The 15,970-nt window shown below is 38.4% G+C and carries 13 protein-coding genes; 4 read left to right on the forward strand and 9 right to left on the reverse strand.

The annotated features are described in order from the left end of the window. Window positions 1-547: 547 nt before the first annotated feature. The 4 genes from ACFIJK_RS01635 to ACFIJK_RS01650 form a co-directional block, all read right to left on the reverse strand. A complete protein-coding gene (locus tag ACFIJK_RS01635) occupies window positions 548-1,603 on the reverse strand; it encodes a DUF2125 domain-containing protein (RefSeq protein WP_375626293.1) in 1,056 nt (351 codons plus the stop codon). A gap of 422 nt (window positions 1,604-2,025) precedes the next feature. Beyond that, on the reverse strand, window positions 2,026-2,772 hold the full coding sequence (locus ACFIJK_RS01640; RefSeq protein WP_375626031.1) for a glutamine amidotransferase: 747 nt from the start codon (window positions 2,770-2,772) through the stop codon (window positions 2,026-2,028). 146 nt (window positions 2,773-2,918) lie between these two features. Beyond that, window positions 2,919-4,478, reverse strand: coding sequence for a heme biosynthesis protein HemY (locus tag ACFIJK_RS01645; protein WP_375626033.1), 1,560 nt, complete (start codon window positions 4,476-4,478; stop codon window positions 2,919-2,921). Between the two features lie 11 nt (window positions 4,479-4,489). Beyond that, a complete protein-coding gene (locus ACFIJK_RS01650; RefSeq protein WP_375626035.1) occupies window positions 4,490-5,674 on the reverse strand; it encodes a COG4223 family protein in 1,185 nt (394 codons plus the stop codon). 384 nt (window positions 5,675-6,058) lie between these two features. On the opposite strand from ACFIJK_RS01650, the gene tsaD reads away from it, so the two are divergent. The 4 genes from tsaD to ACFIJK_RS01670 all read left to right on the forward strand — a co-directional run bounded on the left by tsaD (window position 6,059) and on the right by ACFIJK_RS01670 (window position 9,340). Further along, window positions 6,059-7,153 (forward strand): tRNA (adenosine(37)-N6)-threonylcarbamoyltransferase complex transferase subunit TsaD, encoded by a 1,095-nt coding sequence (gene tsaD / locus ACFIJK_RS01655; RefSeq protein ID WP_375626036.1) that lies wholly within the window; start codon window positions 6,059-6,061, stop codon window positions 7,151-7,153. A gap of 383 nt (window positions 7,154-7,536) precedes the next feature. Further along, window positions 7,537-7,698 (forward strand): hypothetical protein, encoded by a 162-nt coding sequence (locus ACFIJK_RS01660; RefSeq protein WP_375626038.1) that lies wholly within the window; start codon window positions 7,537-7,539, stop codon window positions 7,696-7,698. Window positions 7,699-7,767: 69 nt separating this feature from the next. After that, the gene (locus tag ACFIJK_RS01665) at window positions 7,768-8,202 is read left to right on the forward strand and encodes an EVE domain-containing protein (protein ID WP_375626040.1); all 435 of its coding nucleotides are present in this window, start codon (window positions 7,768-7,770) and stop codon (window positions 8,200-8,202) included. 457 nt (window positions 8,203-8,659) lie between these two features. Beyond that, a complete protein-coding gene (locus ACFIJK_RS01670) occupies window positions 8,660-9,340 on the forward strand; it encodes a response regulator transcription factor (protein ID WP_375626042.1) in 681 nt (226 codons plus the stop codon). Window positions 9,341-9,484: 144 nt separating this feature from the next. On the opposite strand, the gene ACFIJK_RS01675 is transcribed toward ACFIJK_RS01670, so the two are convergent. The 5 genes from ACFIJK_RS01675 to argH form a co-directional block, all read right to left on the reverse strand. Beyond that, the gene (locus ACFIJK_RS01675) at window positions 9,485-10,255 is read right to left on the reverse strand and encodes a class I SAM-dependent methyltransferase (protein WP_375626043.1); all 771 of its coding nucleotides are present in this window, start codon (window positions 10,253-10,255) and stop codon (window positions 9,485-9,487) included. A gap of 221 nt (window positions 10,256-10,476) precedes the next feature. Then, a complete protein-coding gene (locus ACFIJK_RS01680; RefSeq protein ID WP_375626045.1) occupies window positions 10,477-12,906 on the reverse strand; it encodes a TIGR02302 family protein in 2,430 nt (809 codons plus the stop codon). 116 nt (window positions 12,907-13,022) lie between these two features. After that, window positions 13,023-14,297, reverse strand: coding sequence for a diaminopimelate decarboxylase (lysA, locus tag ACFIJK_RS01685; RefSeq protein WP_375626047.1), 1,275 nt, complete (start codon window positions 14,295-14,297; stop codon window positions 13,023-13,025). A 9-nt stretch (window positions 14,298-14,306) separates the two neighbouring features. Further along, window positions 14,307-14,486 carry an LPS translocon maturation chaperone LptM gene (locus ACFIJK_RS01690; RefSeq protein ID WP_375626049.1) on the reverse strand — a complete coding sequence of 60 codons (180 nt, stop codon included), beginning with the start codon at window positions 14,484-14,486 and terminating at the stop codon, window positions 14,307-14,309. 51 nt (window positions 14,487-14,537) lie between these two features. After that, complete coding sequence (gene argH, locus ACFIJK_RS01695; RefSeq protein WP_375626050.1) at window positions 14,538-15,938, reverse strand: argininosuccinate lyase; 1,401 nt, start codon at window positions 15,936-15,938, stop codon at window positions 14,538-14,540. Between the last annotated feature and the right edge of the window lie 32 nt (window positions 15,939-15,970).

Genomic DNA, 15,970 nt, shown 5'->3' on the forward strand with positions numbered 1-15,970 from the left:
AAGACATATGGCTGCATTAAAAAACATCAGAAACAAAAGGATATGCTTAATCCATTATTTAAAAGATATGGCTGTAACTGCTTTTGAAATACGTGAAATCAAATAAAAAACGACAGTAAAAACGGACGTCCATTCTCCTCTTTACAACTTCATATTCTCATCCAACTAAGCTGTTTTACCTATTTCAAAGGTCACTCTAAACAGACATCTGCAATATGCTCAAAATTCCATACATAAAGAAAAAAGGTTCCTAACACGGCACCACACTACCTGTATAAAAAGGCAATTCAGCATACTTTAAAATGCCACTTTTTCCACACAAACACTGTTGCTATATGTAGTTTGACATAAGATTTTGTACTAAGTGAAAAGAGGTGGGATTAGTTAGGAGTAAGTGGTAATTTTTTATTTTTACAGCTATTTTTTTACCATTAAATACGCATTTTGTTAAAATAGATTTTGACACTCTAAAATTGCAAAAAAAGTGTAAAAATCAGAAAAAATCGAAATTTGGTGGTAAAAATGAAAAAAGGCTTGGGTACAAAACCTAAAGTGGAGCGAGACGACCAAGTTTTAAAAAACCTAATTTTACCCACCCATTATTAATGAGCAAGGGGAGAACGGGAGCGCCATCGGCATTTTTAGGCAGTGCACCCAAAATAAAAAATAACGCTTGAAGATTATTGTCCTGCGCGGGAAATAAGCGCTGCAAAGTGTTAAGAAGCTTCATGGGCTGAATATGGACAAGTTCGAATTCTGCTGTCAAATATCCTTCTTCATCAAAAGAAAAAGGTCCACTAATACGTAACCCACCACCTGTATGAAAAGTCAATTCACCTTGCTTTAAAAGCCCACTTTTTCCATACAGTCGCTGTTGCCAATTTTTCCCTTCATCTTCAGACAAAAAAGAGATGTCATTTAAAATCACTTTCAAGTTACCATCAATTTTTGGGACATCAACAAAAGAAGATGTAAAAACTAGAGAAACATCAAAACCGTCAAAAGTTATATTTCCCAACAAATCATTCTTTTCATGTTTCAGATCAAAGCGCAAAAATTCTGCCGTTATTTTTTGAGGCATATCTTTTGTCTCTAACGGCTGAGTAATCATGTCATGCGTATTTTGCAAAGATGCTTGATCTTCTACATTTTCCTGTGTCGTTTTTTTATCTGTTGTTTGTTCTCCTAATGCTTCTTGAGGCTTTTGATCTTCAAGGGAAGAGGAAAGAGGTGAAATTTCAAGCCCTTCAGCTATAAACTTCAATGTTTTACCCGTTTTCCAATAAGGTTCTGTTTCAATAACCAAATTGCGCCAACGCGATACTATGGAAGTTTGTCCGGAAAAAACAATTGATGCAGGAGAATGAACATTAAACTCGACCAAATGAGGTGCATAAATTGGTGCACCAGCTGTCAAACGCCCCGTCGATACAGAAACCCCATGTAAAGGCCAAGAAAATTGAAAATTGTCGCAAACAACACCGATACGTAAAGGATAACCATCCTTGCGCACATTCTCACATACCGCCGCCATATTATAGGAAGACGCTTTTGCAAATATATCAGAAACTTGCTCTTCTATTTTACGTGAAAAAAAAACCAGAGTGCGCTATAAATAAATATCAGAGCAAGACAAAGGAGCCCACAAATTAAATAGCTCAAAGAAAATCTCTTTTGTGATGACGGTATTTGAAAGGATTTAGACAACATTAAAACTTTCTTTATCTCTTAACTTCCTCCCCACCCTAAAAAGGACAAAGATTCTTAACCACAGTCAGTTTATAAACAATCCAACTTCTTAATCGACCGGATTTTATCTACTGATCACTTCAAAGAGTTCCTATACATCGTTCTAAAGTACAGTATCTCATAAGTCCACCCACCAAGATCTTTTTAAGAAAATCCATTACACTTTCTAACAAAAAATACCTCATGTGTAAAGTTTTACATGAGTTTTCTATCTCTGCCTTAAACGATACTGTTTTACAGCACAACAAGAACGATAATAAATAGTGTTTCTAACACTCACACAAATGCGGTCGGTACACAAAAAATCTGGTGTAATGCACCTTCAAACCATTGGCTTAAAGCTTGATCATAAATTAAACGACCTTTCAAATGTGCACAAGCAGGTTGAGCACCTTTTTCAGTCAATTTATGTGCCGAACGCACGACTAACCGTCGCATCATAGCACGTGTAAACTCAGCATGAAATTGCAAACCCCATGCATTGTTTCCATAACGAAAAGCTTGTGTAGGATATGTATGCCCTGTTGCCAAAAGCATTGCCTCTTTCGGTAAATCATAAATACCTTCATCATGAAAATGATAGACCATTTCTGGCCAATTCATCAATTCCTTCCCTTGAGGGGTTGCTTCTAGTGGATACCAGCCGACTTCAACAGTCCCATCACTTCTTGTACCAACGCGCCCCCCTAGATTTCGCGCTAACATTTGCGCTCCAAGACAAATACCCAAAAAAGGCTTATTTTCCTTTAGTGATAACGAAATCCAATCAATTTCCTCACCAATATAGGCTTCGCTGTCATTCACACTCATCGGCCCCCCTAAAATAACAACACCGGCATAATGCTCTAATGTATCAGGGAGTTTTTGTCCAAAAATAGGACGATAAATATCAAGAACAAAACCATTTTGTTGTAAAAATTTTCCTAAACGACCAGTATAGGTAGACCGCCGATGAATAACAACAGCAATCCTTGGTTTGTTATTTTTTTGTTTTTTATCAAGACATCTCTGATGTAAAAACATTTTTTAACCAATCACCTCTGCAACCAAGCAAAACTTCATTTTTAAAGCATAAGAGAATAATTTTATTGGACAAGACTAACGATATTTTTTCTTCTAGGTCAATTGTTTCTTCTGAGAAAACATTCGTATTATCACATTGGTGCAATTTAAAATAAACGAAATTTTTTCCTCGATAAAAATGTTTCTTCTTCTGTTTTCACCCCTGGATCATCAACATTTAAGTGAGTTTGACTGAACATTTTTACATCTTGTTCTTTTATATCTTGTTTCTCCACCTGCGCATTATGCAAAAGAGAATCGTCTATAGGTGTTAATTTTTCAAGCTTCTTATCTTCAACACCATCACTTTTTCCCATAACATACTCTTTGTCTTGCTTTTTCGGCACAATATTGTCCGCCTCTAATGTGAGAGAAGGCATACAGGGAGGCGCCTTCCATTCAAAACAGCCCAAACGTCCACTGATTGGAGAAACCGCTGACCAAGAAGAAAAAATGGACCCATCACACATCCATACTGGATCACGTTCAGCACGAAGTGCTAAAGAAAGCCATTGACGCACAGCACCTTGATTGTTTCCCTGTGCCTCTTCAATATCTGCCAACAATAAATAAACACTTTCCCGTGGATGATACTGTAATGCTTTTTTTGCCTGCTCTCTCGCTAATGCTGTTTCACCAGCATCTAAAGCTGCTTTAGCAATAAGGAAAGCCGATTCAAATGCATCTTTATTATAAGAAGCAAGTGTCTTAGCCCTTTTTAATCGCCCAATGGCTCCTTCTTCTCTTTCAAGATAAAGCGTCCCCAAATCAGGATGAGGATTCTTTTGCCAAGCCGCTATAATCATTTTATCCGCTTTACGCGTTTCATTTAACTTATAAAGAATATCAGCAGCAATAACTATTACTGGAACAAAATCAGGCGCCAATTTATGGGCTTTCAAAATGGCTTCACGTGCTTGTACAGGATGTGTATCAAACAAAGAAAGTGCCTGCCCACTTAATAGTAAAACCTGTATATGCTGCCGCTCTGGAGTCGCGCGAACAGAACGCGGGAGAGCTTTTTGCGTTCTCTCAAAAATAGTAAGTGCCTTATCCCATTTACCCTCAGTACTTAACCGATCAAGCACCGCCTGATGCGCCCATAAAAGTGCTGGCGATAAAGTCAGTGCCTCTTCGGCATATTGTTGCGCTGCCTCATAAGCTTTACTCTTCATCGCTTCACGAAACAAACCATAAAGTCCAACCAGTTTTGTTGGATCTTCCTTTCTCATCTCCTCATAAAGACCGATGGCCCGAACAGAGTTATTTTGTAAAGACAAGGTTTGCGCTTGTAAGAATTTTACCAATGGCTCTTGTTTTCCTGCAAGATATTTAGCAACCCGTGCTTCCATTTTTTGCGCAACCATACTATCACCAGCAAAAGTTGCAAGAATCCCCTTTGAAAGAGCTTCATAACCGCGCTTTTTATGGCGTTTATACAAATAATTGGAAAGAGTACTTGGTATAGAAAAAAAGAAAGACAATAACCACCATAAAAGCACCAGCGTTACAAAAAACAAAATAAGCACACTTAACACTGTAAGAAATGAAGCAGAAAATCTGAAATGCAAAAATGTGAGAACAAAAATACCATTGTGATTAGCAACCCACGTGAAAGCTAAACCGAGGATACAAACAACACAAATATAAATAAAAACACGTATCATCTTGGGCCTATTTACATCTTTGTTGCTTTAAAAGATCCTTGTTGCACAGACAATAACAATTGCTGCAACAACTGTTGAATAGCAATATGTCTTTCAAGCTGCTTAACAAAATCCATTGAAACATCTTTTGCACTTTGAGGCAATGATTGCCATTCGCTCAAAGCCTTTTCGTAATCACCAGCTTGAATGGCAACTTCCATGCGTGCCGCAATAGCCCCAAGCGTCATCCCTTCAACATTTCCAATCGGTCGCGAAACAATGAGCCCTTTTATCCATGCTAAAATTCGGTCAAAAAAACCAGCATCTGACGCAACAAGATTTTGCGTACCAACAATTGCATCGGCAACATGAGCAAAATCAACTGAAAGTTGTGCTGAACTTGGAAGACCCACAGTAGCTGTCTTTTGCAACACATCAAGTCCATCAATCGAAGGCGATAATTGCTGTAACAGCTTTAATTCATTATTATAAGATCCACCACGCTCTACAGCATTTTTTAATGAACTAATTGCAGTAAAAAGCGCGGTATCTATTTCTCTTTTCTCACTATTTTTAACAGCAGTTTCTTCCTGTAGTGTTTCTAACTGTTGTTTTAACGCAGCAAGATCATTTGCATTGCTCTGCCCAACAGACAAAGCCGTCTCTATCTCTTTCGACTCTCTAACAAAAGTTTGTACAGTTTCTTCAAGAGCTTTTACTTTTTCCTCTAAAATTGCAAAAGCTTTTTTGCTTTCTTCTTTCGATAGTTCATCATTTTTCGTTGTTTTAAACTGTTGTGATGAAAAAGAAGAAAACTCTGTTTTTAACATATCGATTTCTTTAAAGACCCGGCTCAATTGTTCCTTTGTGTCTTTACCTTGACTTTTTGCGGCTTCAGCAATCTGCAAAGCTTTTCCCCCCCCAACAGAATTTGCCACAAAAGGAGAAGGAAAAAGACCAGCCCATTGAAGCCCCATAAAAATTCCCAAAGCAATGAATCCTCCCAAAATCCCAGAAAGGAACAAGAAAAGCCAAGTTGTACTAGAGGTACTTTTATCCTGACCTTGTATATTCTGTTTTTCTCGCGCATGAGATTCTACAGAATTGTGGATTTTTTCCTCTGAATCATGGAGAACAGCTTCATGTTCAATAACTGGTTTCTTACGGCGCGTACCAGCATAATGTGGTTTAACTTTTGGTTTTGAAGAATCGACCATCTCTGTCACTTTTTGTGCACACTTTTTTTAATGATAAAATAATAAAATGAAAAAAGTTTTAAAAATGAAGCTTTTCTCAAATATCTTCGTTTGCTTTACATTCTTTTTATAAAGAGTATAACTTTATAAAAATTTTCCAAATCTCATTTTTCTCAATAATATTTACAATTATAGACTTTAATAGACAAGTTTTTAAAAACACATTTGCATTTTGTACTCAAAAATACAGCTTTATTTTTTAATCAACAATATCATGAAATTCAAAGAAAATACCAAAACACATATTTTTCATAGAAAAATCAATTCTAAGAGAAATACTTTGCATCTTTTTCTGTTCATGATACGCACACAGGAAAGAAGCTTCAATATAAGGTTTTGTTTAAAATGCGTCTTCTAGGAATAGAAACAAGTTGTGATGAAACGGCAGCGGCTGTCATTGAATATAACAATGAATCAAACAGCCGAATTCTTTCCAATGTTGTTTGGAGCCAAATTGATCACCATGCACCTTACGGTGGTGTTGTTCCTGAAATTGCTGCTCGTGCCCATGTTGAAGTTCTTGATCATTTAATTCTGCAAGCACTAACAGAAGCAAACACAAAATTAAAAGATATTGATGGCATTGCAGCCACCAGTGGACCTGGTTTGATAGGAGGATTGTTGGTAGGCGTTATGAGCGCAAAAGCACTCTCTCTTGCCACTGGCAAACCATTTATTGCGGTAAATCACTTAGAGGGACATGCTTTAACAGCTGTCTTAACGCACAGCGTCAGCTTTCCTTATTTATTACTTTTAGTTTCAGGGGGTCATACACAAACAATCATTGTTCATGGAGTAGGCAACTACCAACGTTTAGGAACCACCATTGATGATGCATTAGGAGAAGCCTTTGATAAAACTGCAAAACTTTTAGGTCTTCCTTATCCTGGTGGACCAGCACTTGAAAAAGCAGCTTTATTTGGTGATAAAAATCGCTTTCCCCTTCCACGACCTTTAAAAGGTGAAAAACGGTTAGATTTTTCTTTTTCCGGACTAAAAACTGCTGTTCGACAAGCCGCAACAGCCATAGCTCCTCTTACAGAAAATGATATTGCTGACATTGCCGCAAGTTTTCAAGCCGCCGTAACCGATACGATACATGATCGTATTCACCTAGCCCTACAACACTTTACCCACCAATATCCTCTCTCTCATAATCAAGGAAAGCGTTCTCCTGCTTTGGTTGTCGCGGGCGGTGTTGCCGCAAACCAAGCCATTCGTTCTACGTTGCAAGAACTTGCCCATCAACATGGTTTTGAATTTATAGCCCCTCCTCTTTCCTTGTGTACCGATAATGCTGCAATGATTGCTTTTGCCGGTGCACAAAAACTCGCACGAGGAGAAACAAGCTCTCTCGACATTGCACCCCGCTCACGCTGGCCATTAGATGAAAAAGCCACGCCCTTGATCGGAATGGGACGCCGTGGAACAAAAGCATAATAAAATTGACGTCCCCCCCCACACACATCTTAAAAAACGAAGATTTCTACTCAATTCGGTCTATAGATAGTCCGAACTTTCTATCGAGCGGATTCCACCTGCTTCCCACTCACACAATTCACTTAACCCAAAGCTCGACACGCAAACCTAAATATTCACCACACATTCTAAAAAACTTTATGTTTCAAAAAACTGCCTTATATCATTACACTTCAAATGACGGTATTTTACGGCATAATAAGATCTACTCTCTCTCACGAAGCATAGATATGAAAGCCATTCTTTGACCTCATTATCTTTGATCATCTATTCGTTTCATTGCCGTTGTAATCTTAAAACTTTTTAGAATCAATTTTCTTAATTTTCTCCAAAAAGCTCTTATAGTGAACGCATTTCAAGCCATAGCTGAAAAGATAAGCAAAGAGCAAAATACCTTTATACAACGTGAAATATCAATGGATCGCGTTTCTCTGCTACACGTTATTTTGAAACAAGAAAAAACAGATTATGCCCGTTCTTTACCCCATTTTAAAAATCATCGTTGATGGTGTTACAAAGATGCTTATAAAAATACACATGATGAATGCATAACAGTCTATGAAAAAGGAGAACTCATGGCTTATTGGCTTTTTAAATCTGAACCCCACAAATGGTCATGGGAGATGCAAAAGAAAAAAGGAGTTAATGGCGAACAATGGGATGGTGTACGAAATTATCAAGCCCGTAATAATATGCGCGCCATGAAATATGGCGATAAAGGTTTTTTTTATCACTCAAATAAAGGTTTAGAAATTGTAGGTATTGTAGAAATATGTGCTGAAGCACACCCTGATTCTACAAGCTCTGATCCACGCTGGGAATGTGTGGATATCCGTGCACTTTGTGACATGCCAACATCTGTTTCATTAAAACAAATTAAAGCCAATCCCAAACTAGCAAATATGGTGCTGGTTAAAGCCAGCCGCTTATCAGTGCAACCCGTGACAGAAGATGAATGGAAAGAAGTCTGTTTGATGGGCAACCTTAAGAGGGAAATGCTTGTATCTTGAAACAATAATTTTTATTCATTAACTCATATAAAAAGATGCTTCATAGCATTGCACAAAAAACCTCTTTATGATGCATCTTTTCGGTATTGCTAAAGGCAAAGCTTACTCAACGATTATAATAAGCAACACCACGAACATCACACACAAAACCCCCTCGCACACAAATGCAACGAAAAAACAAAAATAACCGTGAAATTCTCCTAAACAGTGTATATGTGTTAAGTGTTGCACAGTTCTCTTCACGCTTAAAACACGCATCATATTGAGTGTTCATTGCTTTACATGTTGGATGAGACCCCTCATACCCCAGGATTATCTCATTCCCAACCTGTTTATATTGAATCAATCAAACGCTCTTTTTTTAATTTTCCTCTTTTAATTTTTCTTGCATGAAATCTCATTTTTCACGAAACTACTCTTTACCAATCAGTGCATCAACATGCCTATAAGGAAAAACATGAACCACTATACTCTTTTAATTGTTGAAGACGATGATCTACGCCCCGTTTTAGTAGAACAATTGCAAATGCATCAAGAGTTTGAAATTTTCCAAGCAAAAACAGCAGAAGAGGGAATGAAAATAATCCAAGAAGAAAATATTGATCTCGCTATTTTGGGACTTAAATTTCCTGATCTTGATGGTTTCAAAGCCGTGAAAAAATTACGCATCCAAGGATTTCGTGCCCCCATTATCATGATAACAAATCATGATACAGACAGCGATAATATTTTAGATCTTGAAACAGGCGCCAATGATTATGTGACAAAACCCTTTCGCTTTGCGGTGTTATTAGCGAGAATTCGAGCACAGTTGCGCCAATATGAACAAAATGAAGACACAACCTTTCATCTTGGCCCCTATACTTTTAAACTGAGACAAAAACTTCTTCTTGATCAATGCAACACTAAAATCTGTCTCACAGAAAAAGAAGCAGCAATTCTTAAGTGTCTCTATTATGCCAATGATAAAATTGTTAGCCGTGAAACATTGTTAGAACAAGTTTGGGGTTATAATGAAAATATTGTCACCCATACTTTAGAAACCCATATCTATCGTTTGCGACAAAAAATCGAAAAAGATCCCTCCAATGCACAAATTCTCATAACAGATCAAAATGGTTATCGTTTAAATCTTTAATTCGAGATTTACTGTTTCAAAAATAATTTTAATATCTTAAATGAAAACAAAAACGAGATGAAAAAAACCTTCACATATAATGTGCAAAAATTAAAATAAGAAAATCCTTCTATATTTGCGGTTCTTATGCCAATGGCAAAATGATTAATTATCTTTATAAATTAAAATATTTCGCACTTGTGGTGATAACGCAGGAATAAAAACACGTCGCGATTGACGACGCTGTACCAGCAACCCCTGATAAACACGTTTTTGTGCCTGACACATTAAGAGTCCGCCAAAATAAGGCAAAAGATAGCGTGCAAATGGCTCATAAAAAAATGAGAACAACCGCGAAACATAACCCGTAGAGGGCATATAATGTACAATTTCTTGTATTGGCCCAGAAACAAAATTTGTTTTTTCGAACAAACGAGTAATTTGTTGCCGACTATAAGGCTCGCCATAACCAAAGGGCGTAGTAATATTGCGCGCCCAAAAGCCAGAGCGATTAGGTACAATAACGATCAAGTGGCCATTGGGTGCTAAAACACGCCATATTTCATTCAATGTTTCAAATGAATTTTCTGTATATTCTAATGCATGTACCAATAAAATACAATCAACTGACGCATCAGGAAGCGGCAAATCTTCTTCAAAAACAAGCGCTGTAGCAACTTGCTCAGCACAAGGCCAAGGGAAAGCACCCTGAGCAGATGGCATAAAAGCAAAACATTGTTGGGCACGTTCACGCAATGTAGAAAGATAAGGAAGTGCATAACCCAACCCCATAATCCGTTTATCCGTAAGATCAGGCCACCATAAATTCAATTGGTCACACAGCGTCTTTTGCACACGCAGCCCAAGTGCAGAAGCATAAAAATCTTTCAGCGCAACGATATCCAACTCAACATACCATGTAGAAACAAATTTCAAACATTACAGATTTTCATATACCAAACTTATATGGACTTCTGCTCTTTTTCCGCAATAGCGAACATTTCAATATTTCATATTTTAAACTTAAATGATCAAAAAATCAGTACAGCAGGATGATTTTGCGTTACAAGCGCTTTAATCATTTTCTTGGAGATGAACCCCATAGAGATTCTTCATACACTATTTCTGACATCAATTAAGAAAAAAGCCAACACTGGTTAATTAAAATGAAGCAATCTTTCAAGATAGTTTTTTTCTTCTTCTGGAATATGCTCTTTACCAAGACGTTTGCGAATTTCATCCAAAATCTGCCGCGTACGCATTTGATCACTTTTTTGTGGTAGTGCCTCACCTTCTTGTTCTTCATCTGTTTTTGAAGAAAGTGGACGTCCTAACGGATCTTTAGGACCAGAATCAGCATTTTGATCATTTCCCGTTTCTTTGAGTGTTTCGCGCATTTTTTTCAAAACATTTTGTGCACCTTGCCTCAAAGATTCCAAAGCATCAGACTGATTTTGTATAGATACCTGATGATTTCCATTATCAAGAGCATTCTCCGCAGAATTCATTTTTTCTTCTGCCCTTTTCAATGCGCCCCCTGTTTCAAATCCTTGTTCTGATAATTCTTTTTCTAATGTTGATAATTCAGACTGCAATTCAGCTTGACGTTTTTTTAAAGATTTTTTCTGTGTTTCCGGCACATTTTCTCCGCGTTTTTGTTCCATCTCTAACTGATGTGTTTCATTGAGAATTTCTTGCTGACGACGCATTAAATCTCCAAGCTGGTCCATCTTTTCTTTCATTTGTGCAGATTGGCTTTTTTCTCCCTCATTTTGATTGCCTTTTTGCACATGCAAATGATCAAGCGTCTGTTCAACTTCCGCTAAGAGTTGTTCAGCTGCTAAAGAAGAGCCCGTTTTAGCCATTTCCTCAATTAAATTTAGCTTTTCTTGTAATGTAGCTTCAGAAAGATTAGGACTTTTTGAGCTTTTAGAATTTTTAGAAACTTGACTATCTTGTGCTTTTTCAGCCAAAGCACGAATATACTCATCCATAGCTTGACGTAAATCTGCCATAAGCCGTTCAATTTCTGCCGCTGAAGCACCGTAACGCAATGCATCACGTAAAGCAGCTTGAGCTTGTTTTAAATTTTTTTGCACGGATTCAAGCTGATTATCTTCAATACCCAAAGCAATTTGCCATAAATAATCCACCACACCACGCAAATCATCTTCTGTTTGTGCTAAAGAAAGTCTTGTCCACGCACTTTGTAGAACAAGAAAATGCTTTACATTTTGCAAACCTTTTTCTGGACGCACAAGCAAAGCAGAAAGCATATCCAATACACGCTCTCTCGCAGAAGCATCAAGCGCTAATAAACGACGCAATTCACTCACCGCACGCGCGACAGGATTTGAAAAAACGTGTTGCGGTAATGTCATAACAAAAGTTTTGCTACGCCCTTTCTGCCCCGCACCATCTTCTGCCACCAAAGTAATTTTGACTTGCGAACCTGCCCATGGATGCGCTGATATATCTTGCACCATCCGCATTTTTCCCTTTCCACCACGCGGAAGAAGAAGCTCTATTTCCGGAGCATTATAAAGAGAGGAAGCACTTTTATTCTGAGAAAGAAAAGGCTCTATTTCAACAAAAGCCTTTGTCACACCATAATCATCATCCACCACATATCGTAACTCTAATGATCCCGTTAAAATCCTCCCTGGTTTTTCCAGCCAATGAATTGTCGGAAGCGTGTCCTTAATCATCTGCAAATGCCACTGCTGTTTTTTACGACGTGATGATACAAATAAATTCATTGAATGCTTTAAATGTGTTTCAAAATGAGCGATTGGATCATTCAAAGCTGTTTGTTCCGTTTTCTCTGAAAACGAAACTTCCCTCCCATCTTCTACAGACTTTGCTTTTACTGTAACGCCAGCCCCATTGACAACACGCACAACAACATTACTCCCTTCAGGGATTTCTAGTTGTGTTTTCTCATCTTTTGTCAAATAAATCGGTGCCACACCGGTATAAGCAGGTGGTGTTACCCAAGCATCAATCCGCATGAATTTTTCATCAACAACAGGACGAAAATCAAAGGCATCAGCCAAACGCCCCCCTTGTGAACCAAAAGAAAAACTAAAAGCGCACACAAAAAGAAGAACACACAAAGCCCTCAAAGCCAAAGGATCATAATCCGCACTATTAAGAGAGATAAATCCAGTTTTTAAATGGTATAATTGTTTTGCCATTCGGCGTTGATGTTCACGCCAAATAACAGCACTAAAATCTTCATCATTTTCAGAACATAAACGATCTGTCTGAATATTCAAAGGCTGATGTCTAAGATCATTGACGCGTTCAAGACGGCAATTCACTTCCCGTATTGTGGGAAACCGAAAACGAACAAGAAAAAATAAACTCGCCCCAGCACAAACAAGTATAACCCCAAGTAAGAGCAAATGTGACCAATAGCCCAAAATGCCAAAAAGTCCCAACCAGCTAAACGAACAAAAGAGACTAACAACGAGGAAAAATGGCAACAACCGTACCCACATCCGTTCAAATGAAAGGATTCCCCACATCAAAATGCGCACACACAAAAGCTTCATTGCAAAGCCTTTGATGTTTTTATTTTTCATAAACAAGCATTTATCCCCTTTTATCGTGGTGCATTAAGATCATAAACCCCATACAAGACAATTTCTAGAAAATAAATTGTTTCATCAAAGTTTAGTAAAAATAAGACCAAAAACACTTAAGAATTCTCAACCCAATCAGGAATATGATCACATCCCATCAATTGAGCATAATCAAGACGTGGACGAATAACCGCATAACACGTATCTTGAACAAGAACTTCTGGGATCAAAAGTCGGCTATTATAAGTACTCGCCATCACAGCACCATAAGCTCCAGCTTGCGTAATTGCTAAAAGATCACCGGGTGCCAAAATCGGCAAGTAACGATCTAGTGCTAAATAATCGCCAGTCTCACAAACAGAACCAACAATATCTGCACGAATAAGGGGAGCATCTTTTGCTGCTTGTTTCACAAGGACGACATTCTGCCAAGCATCATAAAGCGTTGGACGCATCAGATCATTCATCGCCGCATCTACAATAACAAAATTCCGCCCTTGTCCCCTTTTTAAATAGAGAACAGATGTCATCAGTACACCAGCTTGTCCCACAATGCTCCGCCCCGGCTCCACAACAATATTAATCCCTAAAGGAGCAATATATTTCTTTACCAGCGCAGCATAATCAAAAGGAGAAGGTACAGTATGTTGTTCACAACCATAGGCAATACCAAGCCCACCACCAATATCTATATGCGTTATTGCATAGCCATCGCTCCACAATTGACGCACACAATCTGCAATAAGAAGGAATGCTTCTTCAAATGGCTTTAAATCACAAATCTGACTGCCAATATGCATATCAATACCGCAAACCTGCAATCCAGGTAAAGAGTCCGCTTTTTTATAAGCCTCTCTTGCCAACAACAATGGAATACCAAATTTATTTTCAGATTTTCCTGTTGTAATTTTCTTATGGGTCTTTGCATCAACATCTGGATTAATGCGCAATGAAACACGTGCTATCTTTGAAAGCGCAACAGCACGTTGAGATAACTGTTCAAGTTCCGGCTCTGATTCAACGTTAAAACAATAAATATCCTGTGCAAGAGCAAAATCTATCTCTCTCATGGTTTTACCAACACCAGAATAAACAATACGATGTGCCGGAATACCAACAGCAAGGGCACGCCGTAATTCCCCTTCTGAGACCACATCAGCTCCCGCTCCATTGTTCGCTAAAAGCCGTAAAACTGCTTGATTAGAATTGGCTTTAACCGCATAAGCAAGCAGACTAGGCATCCCTTGAAAAGCCTTTTTATAGTCTTTAAAACGTGTAACCAATGCATTGGCGGAATAACAATAAAAAGGAGTCCCCACCTCCTGCGCAAGAACAGCAAGTGAACAACCCTCAGCATGAAGCATACCTTGATGGTAAGAGAAAAAATCCACACTTTCCTCCTACTTTATCAAACGATCAAGAATAAAAGGTTTATCATCTTCACTTTGAGCAACAGATGTTCCTTGCACAGACTTTTCCACACTTGTAAGAGGCATTTCCAATGACCCTTTACGCCCACACCCAGCAACACAAACGCCTCCTAAAAGGACAATCATCAACCCCTTTAATATAATTTTCATCTGTCCTCTTTCCTCATCTCGATCTCTTTTTTACCTTTAAAATACAATCACTCAAGCGTTCACAAGACACTTTTTCCAATACGCAATTTGCCGAAGAACCTCTGAAGGTGCTGTTCCCCCAAAGCTTTTGCGACTTTCAACAGATTTTTCAACGGTCAAAACATCAAAAAGTGTCGCATTGATATCAGGACAAATTGCTTGAAGTTCATCTAATGATAAATCCTGAAGGCGACACTGTTTTTTTTCTGCCAATGCCACAGCACACCCTGTGATATGATGTGCTTCGCGAAAAGGAATCCCTAAATTGCGTACAAGCCAATCAGCAAAATCTGTAGCTGTTGCATAGCCAGAATCAGCGGCTTGTTTCATAACTTCTTTATTAACTTTCAAATCAGCAATCATCCCTGTCATTGCTGCTAGTGATAATTCCAAACTCAAAGCCCCATCAAACACATATTCCTTATCTTCTTGCATATCCTTTGAATAAGCAAGGGGTAACCCTTTCATCACCGTTAACAACCCCATCAATGCGCCATTCAACCGTCCCACTTTAGCCCGCACAAGTTCGGCAGCATCAGGATTTCGCTTTTGCGGCATAATAGACGAACCCGTTGAAAAAGCATCTGATAAACGAATAAAATAAAACTGTTCACTTGACCAAAGAATTATTTCTTCTGCTAAACGTGAAAGATGCGTTGCACAAAGAGCGCCAGCGCTTAAAAATTCTAAGGCAAAATCACGATCCGAAACACTATCAATCGAATTGCGTGTAGGTTCTCGAAAGCCTAACGCTTTTGCTGTCATAAAACGGTCAATTGGAAAGCCTGTACCTGCTAAAGCAGCCGCCCCTAAAGGCGATTCATTCATGCGCTCAATCGCATCACGCATCCGCGATAAATCGCGACCAAACATTTCAACATAAGCCATCATATAATGGCCAAATGTTACCGGTTGTGCTGATTGTAAATGCGTAAAGCCTGGCATAAAGGTATCAACATGTTGTTCTGCTCGAATAAGCAATTGCTCTATCAATCCTTTTAAAGCTTGTGCTATCTTTTGCGTTGCTTCACGCACCCACAAGCGAAAATCAACAGCAACTTGATCATTGCGTGAGCGAGCCGTATGCAAACGCCCTGCTACAGGACCAATCAATTCGCTCAGCCGCGCTTCAATATTCATATGAATATCTTCAAGCTTTCGTGAAAAAACAAATTTACCGTCTTCAATTTCTTGGCGAATAAGTTTCAAACCATGAACAATTTTTTCATAATCTGATTGTGAAATGATTTTCGTTTGCGCTAACATAGCCGCATGAGAAAGGGAACCTTCAATATCTTGTCGATAAAGTTTTTGATCAAAATCAATAGAGGCATTAATTTCTTCCATAATTGCAGCAGGACCTGCTGCAAACCGACCACCCCACATTTGGTTCTTTAACTTCTCATCTGTCATATTCTGAAAACACCTATTTAAAGGACAAAATT

Origin of the sequence: Bartonella sp. PS17NMGDW (genome assembly GCF_042193555.1) — a bacterium.
Lineage (GTDB): Bacteria > Pseudomonadota > Alphaproteobacteria > Rhizobiales > Rhizobiaceae > Bartonella > Bartonella grahamii.

Bases quoted from the DNA above. Each gene is read 5' to 3' on its own strand.
- ACFIJK_RS01640 (WP_375626031.1), bottom strand. From the start codon at position 2,772: ATGTTTTTACATCAGAGATGTCTTGATAAAAAACAAAAAAATAACAAA.
- ACFIJK_RS01645 (WP_375626033.1), bottom strand. From the start codon at position 4,478: ATGATACGTGTTTTTATTTATATTTGTGTTGTTTGTATCCTCGGTTTA.
- ACFIJK_RS01650 (WP_375626035.1), bottom strand. From the start codon at position 5,674: ATGGTCGATTCTTCAAAACCAAAAGTTAAACCACATTATGCTGGTACG.
- tsaD (WP_375626036.1), top strand. From the start codon at position 6,059: ATGCGTCTTCTAGGAATAGAAACAAGTTGTGATGAAACGGCAGCGGCT.
- ACFIJK_RS01665 (WP_375626040.1), top strand. From the start codon at position 7,768: ATGGCTTATTGGCTTTTTAAATCTGAACCCCACAAATGGTCATGGGAG.
- ACFIJK_RS01670 (WP_375626042.1), top strand. From the start codon at position 8,660: ATGAACCACTATACTCTTTTAATTGTTGAAGACGATGATCTACGCCCC.
- ACFIJK_RS01680 (WP_375626045.1), bottom strand. From the start codon at position 12,906: ATGAAAAATAAAAACATCAAAGGCTTTGCAATGAAGCTTTTGTGTGTG.
- ACFIJK_RS01690 (WP_375626049.1), bottom strand. From the start codon at position 14,486: ATGAAAATTATATTAAAGGGGTTGATGATTGTCCTTTTAGGAGGCGTT.
- argH (WP_375626050.1), bottom strand. From the start codon at position 15,938: ATGACAGATGAGAAGTTAAAGAACCAAATGTGGGGTGGTCGGTTTGCA.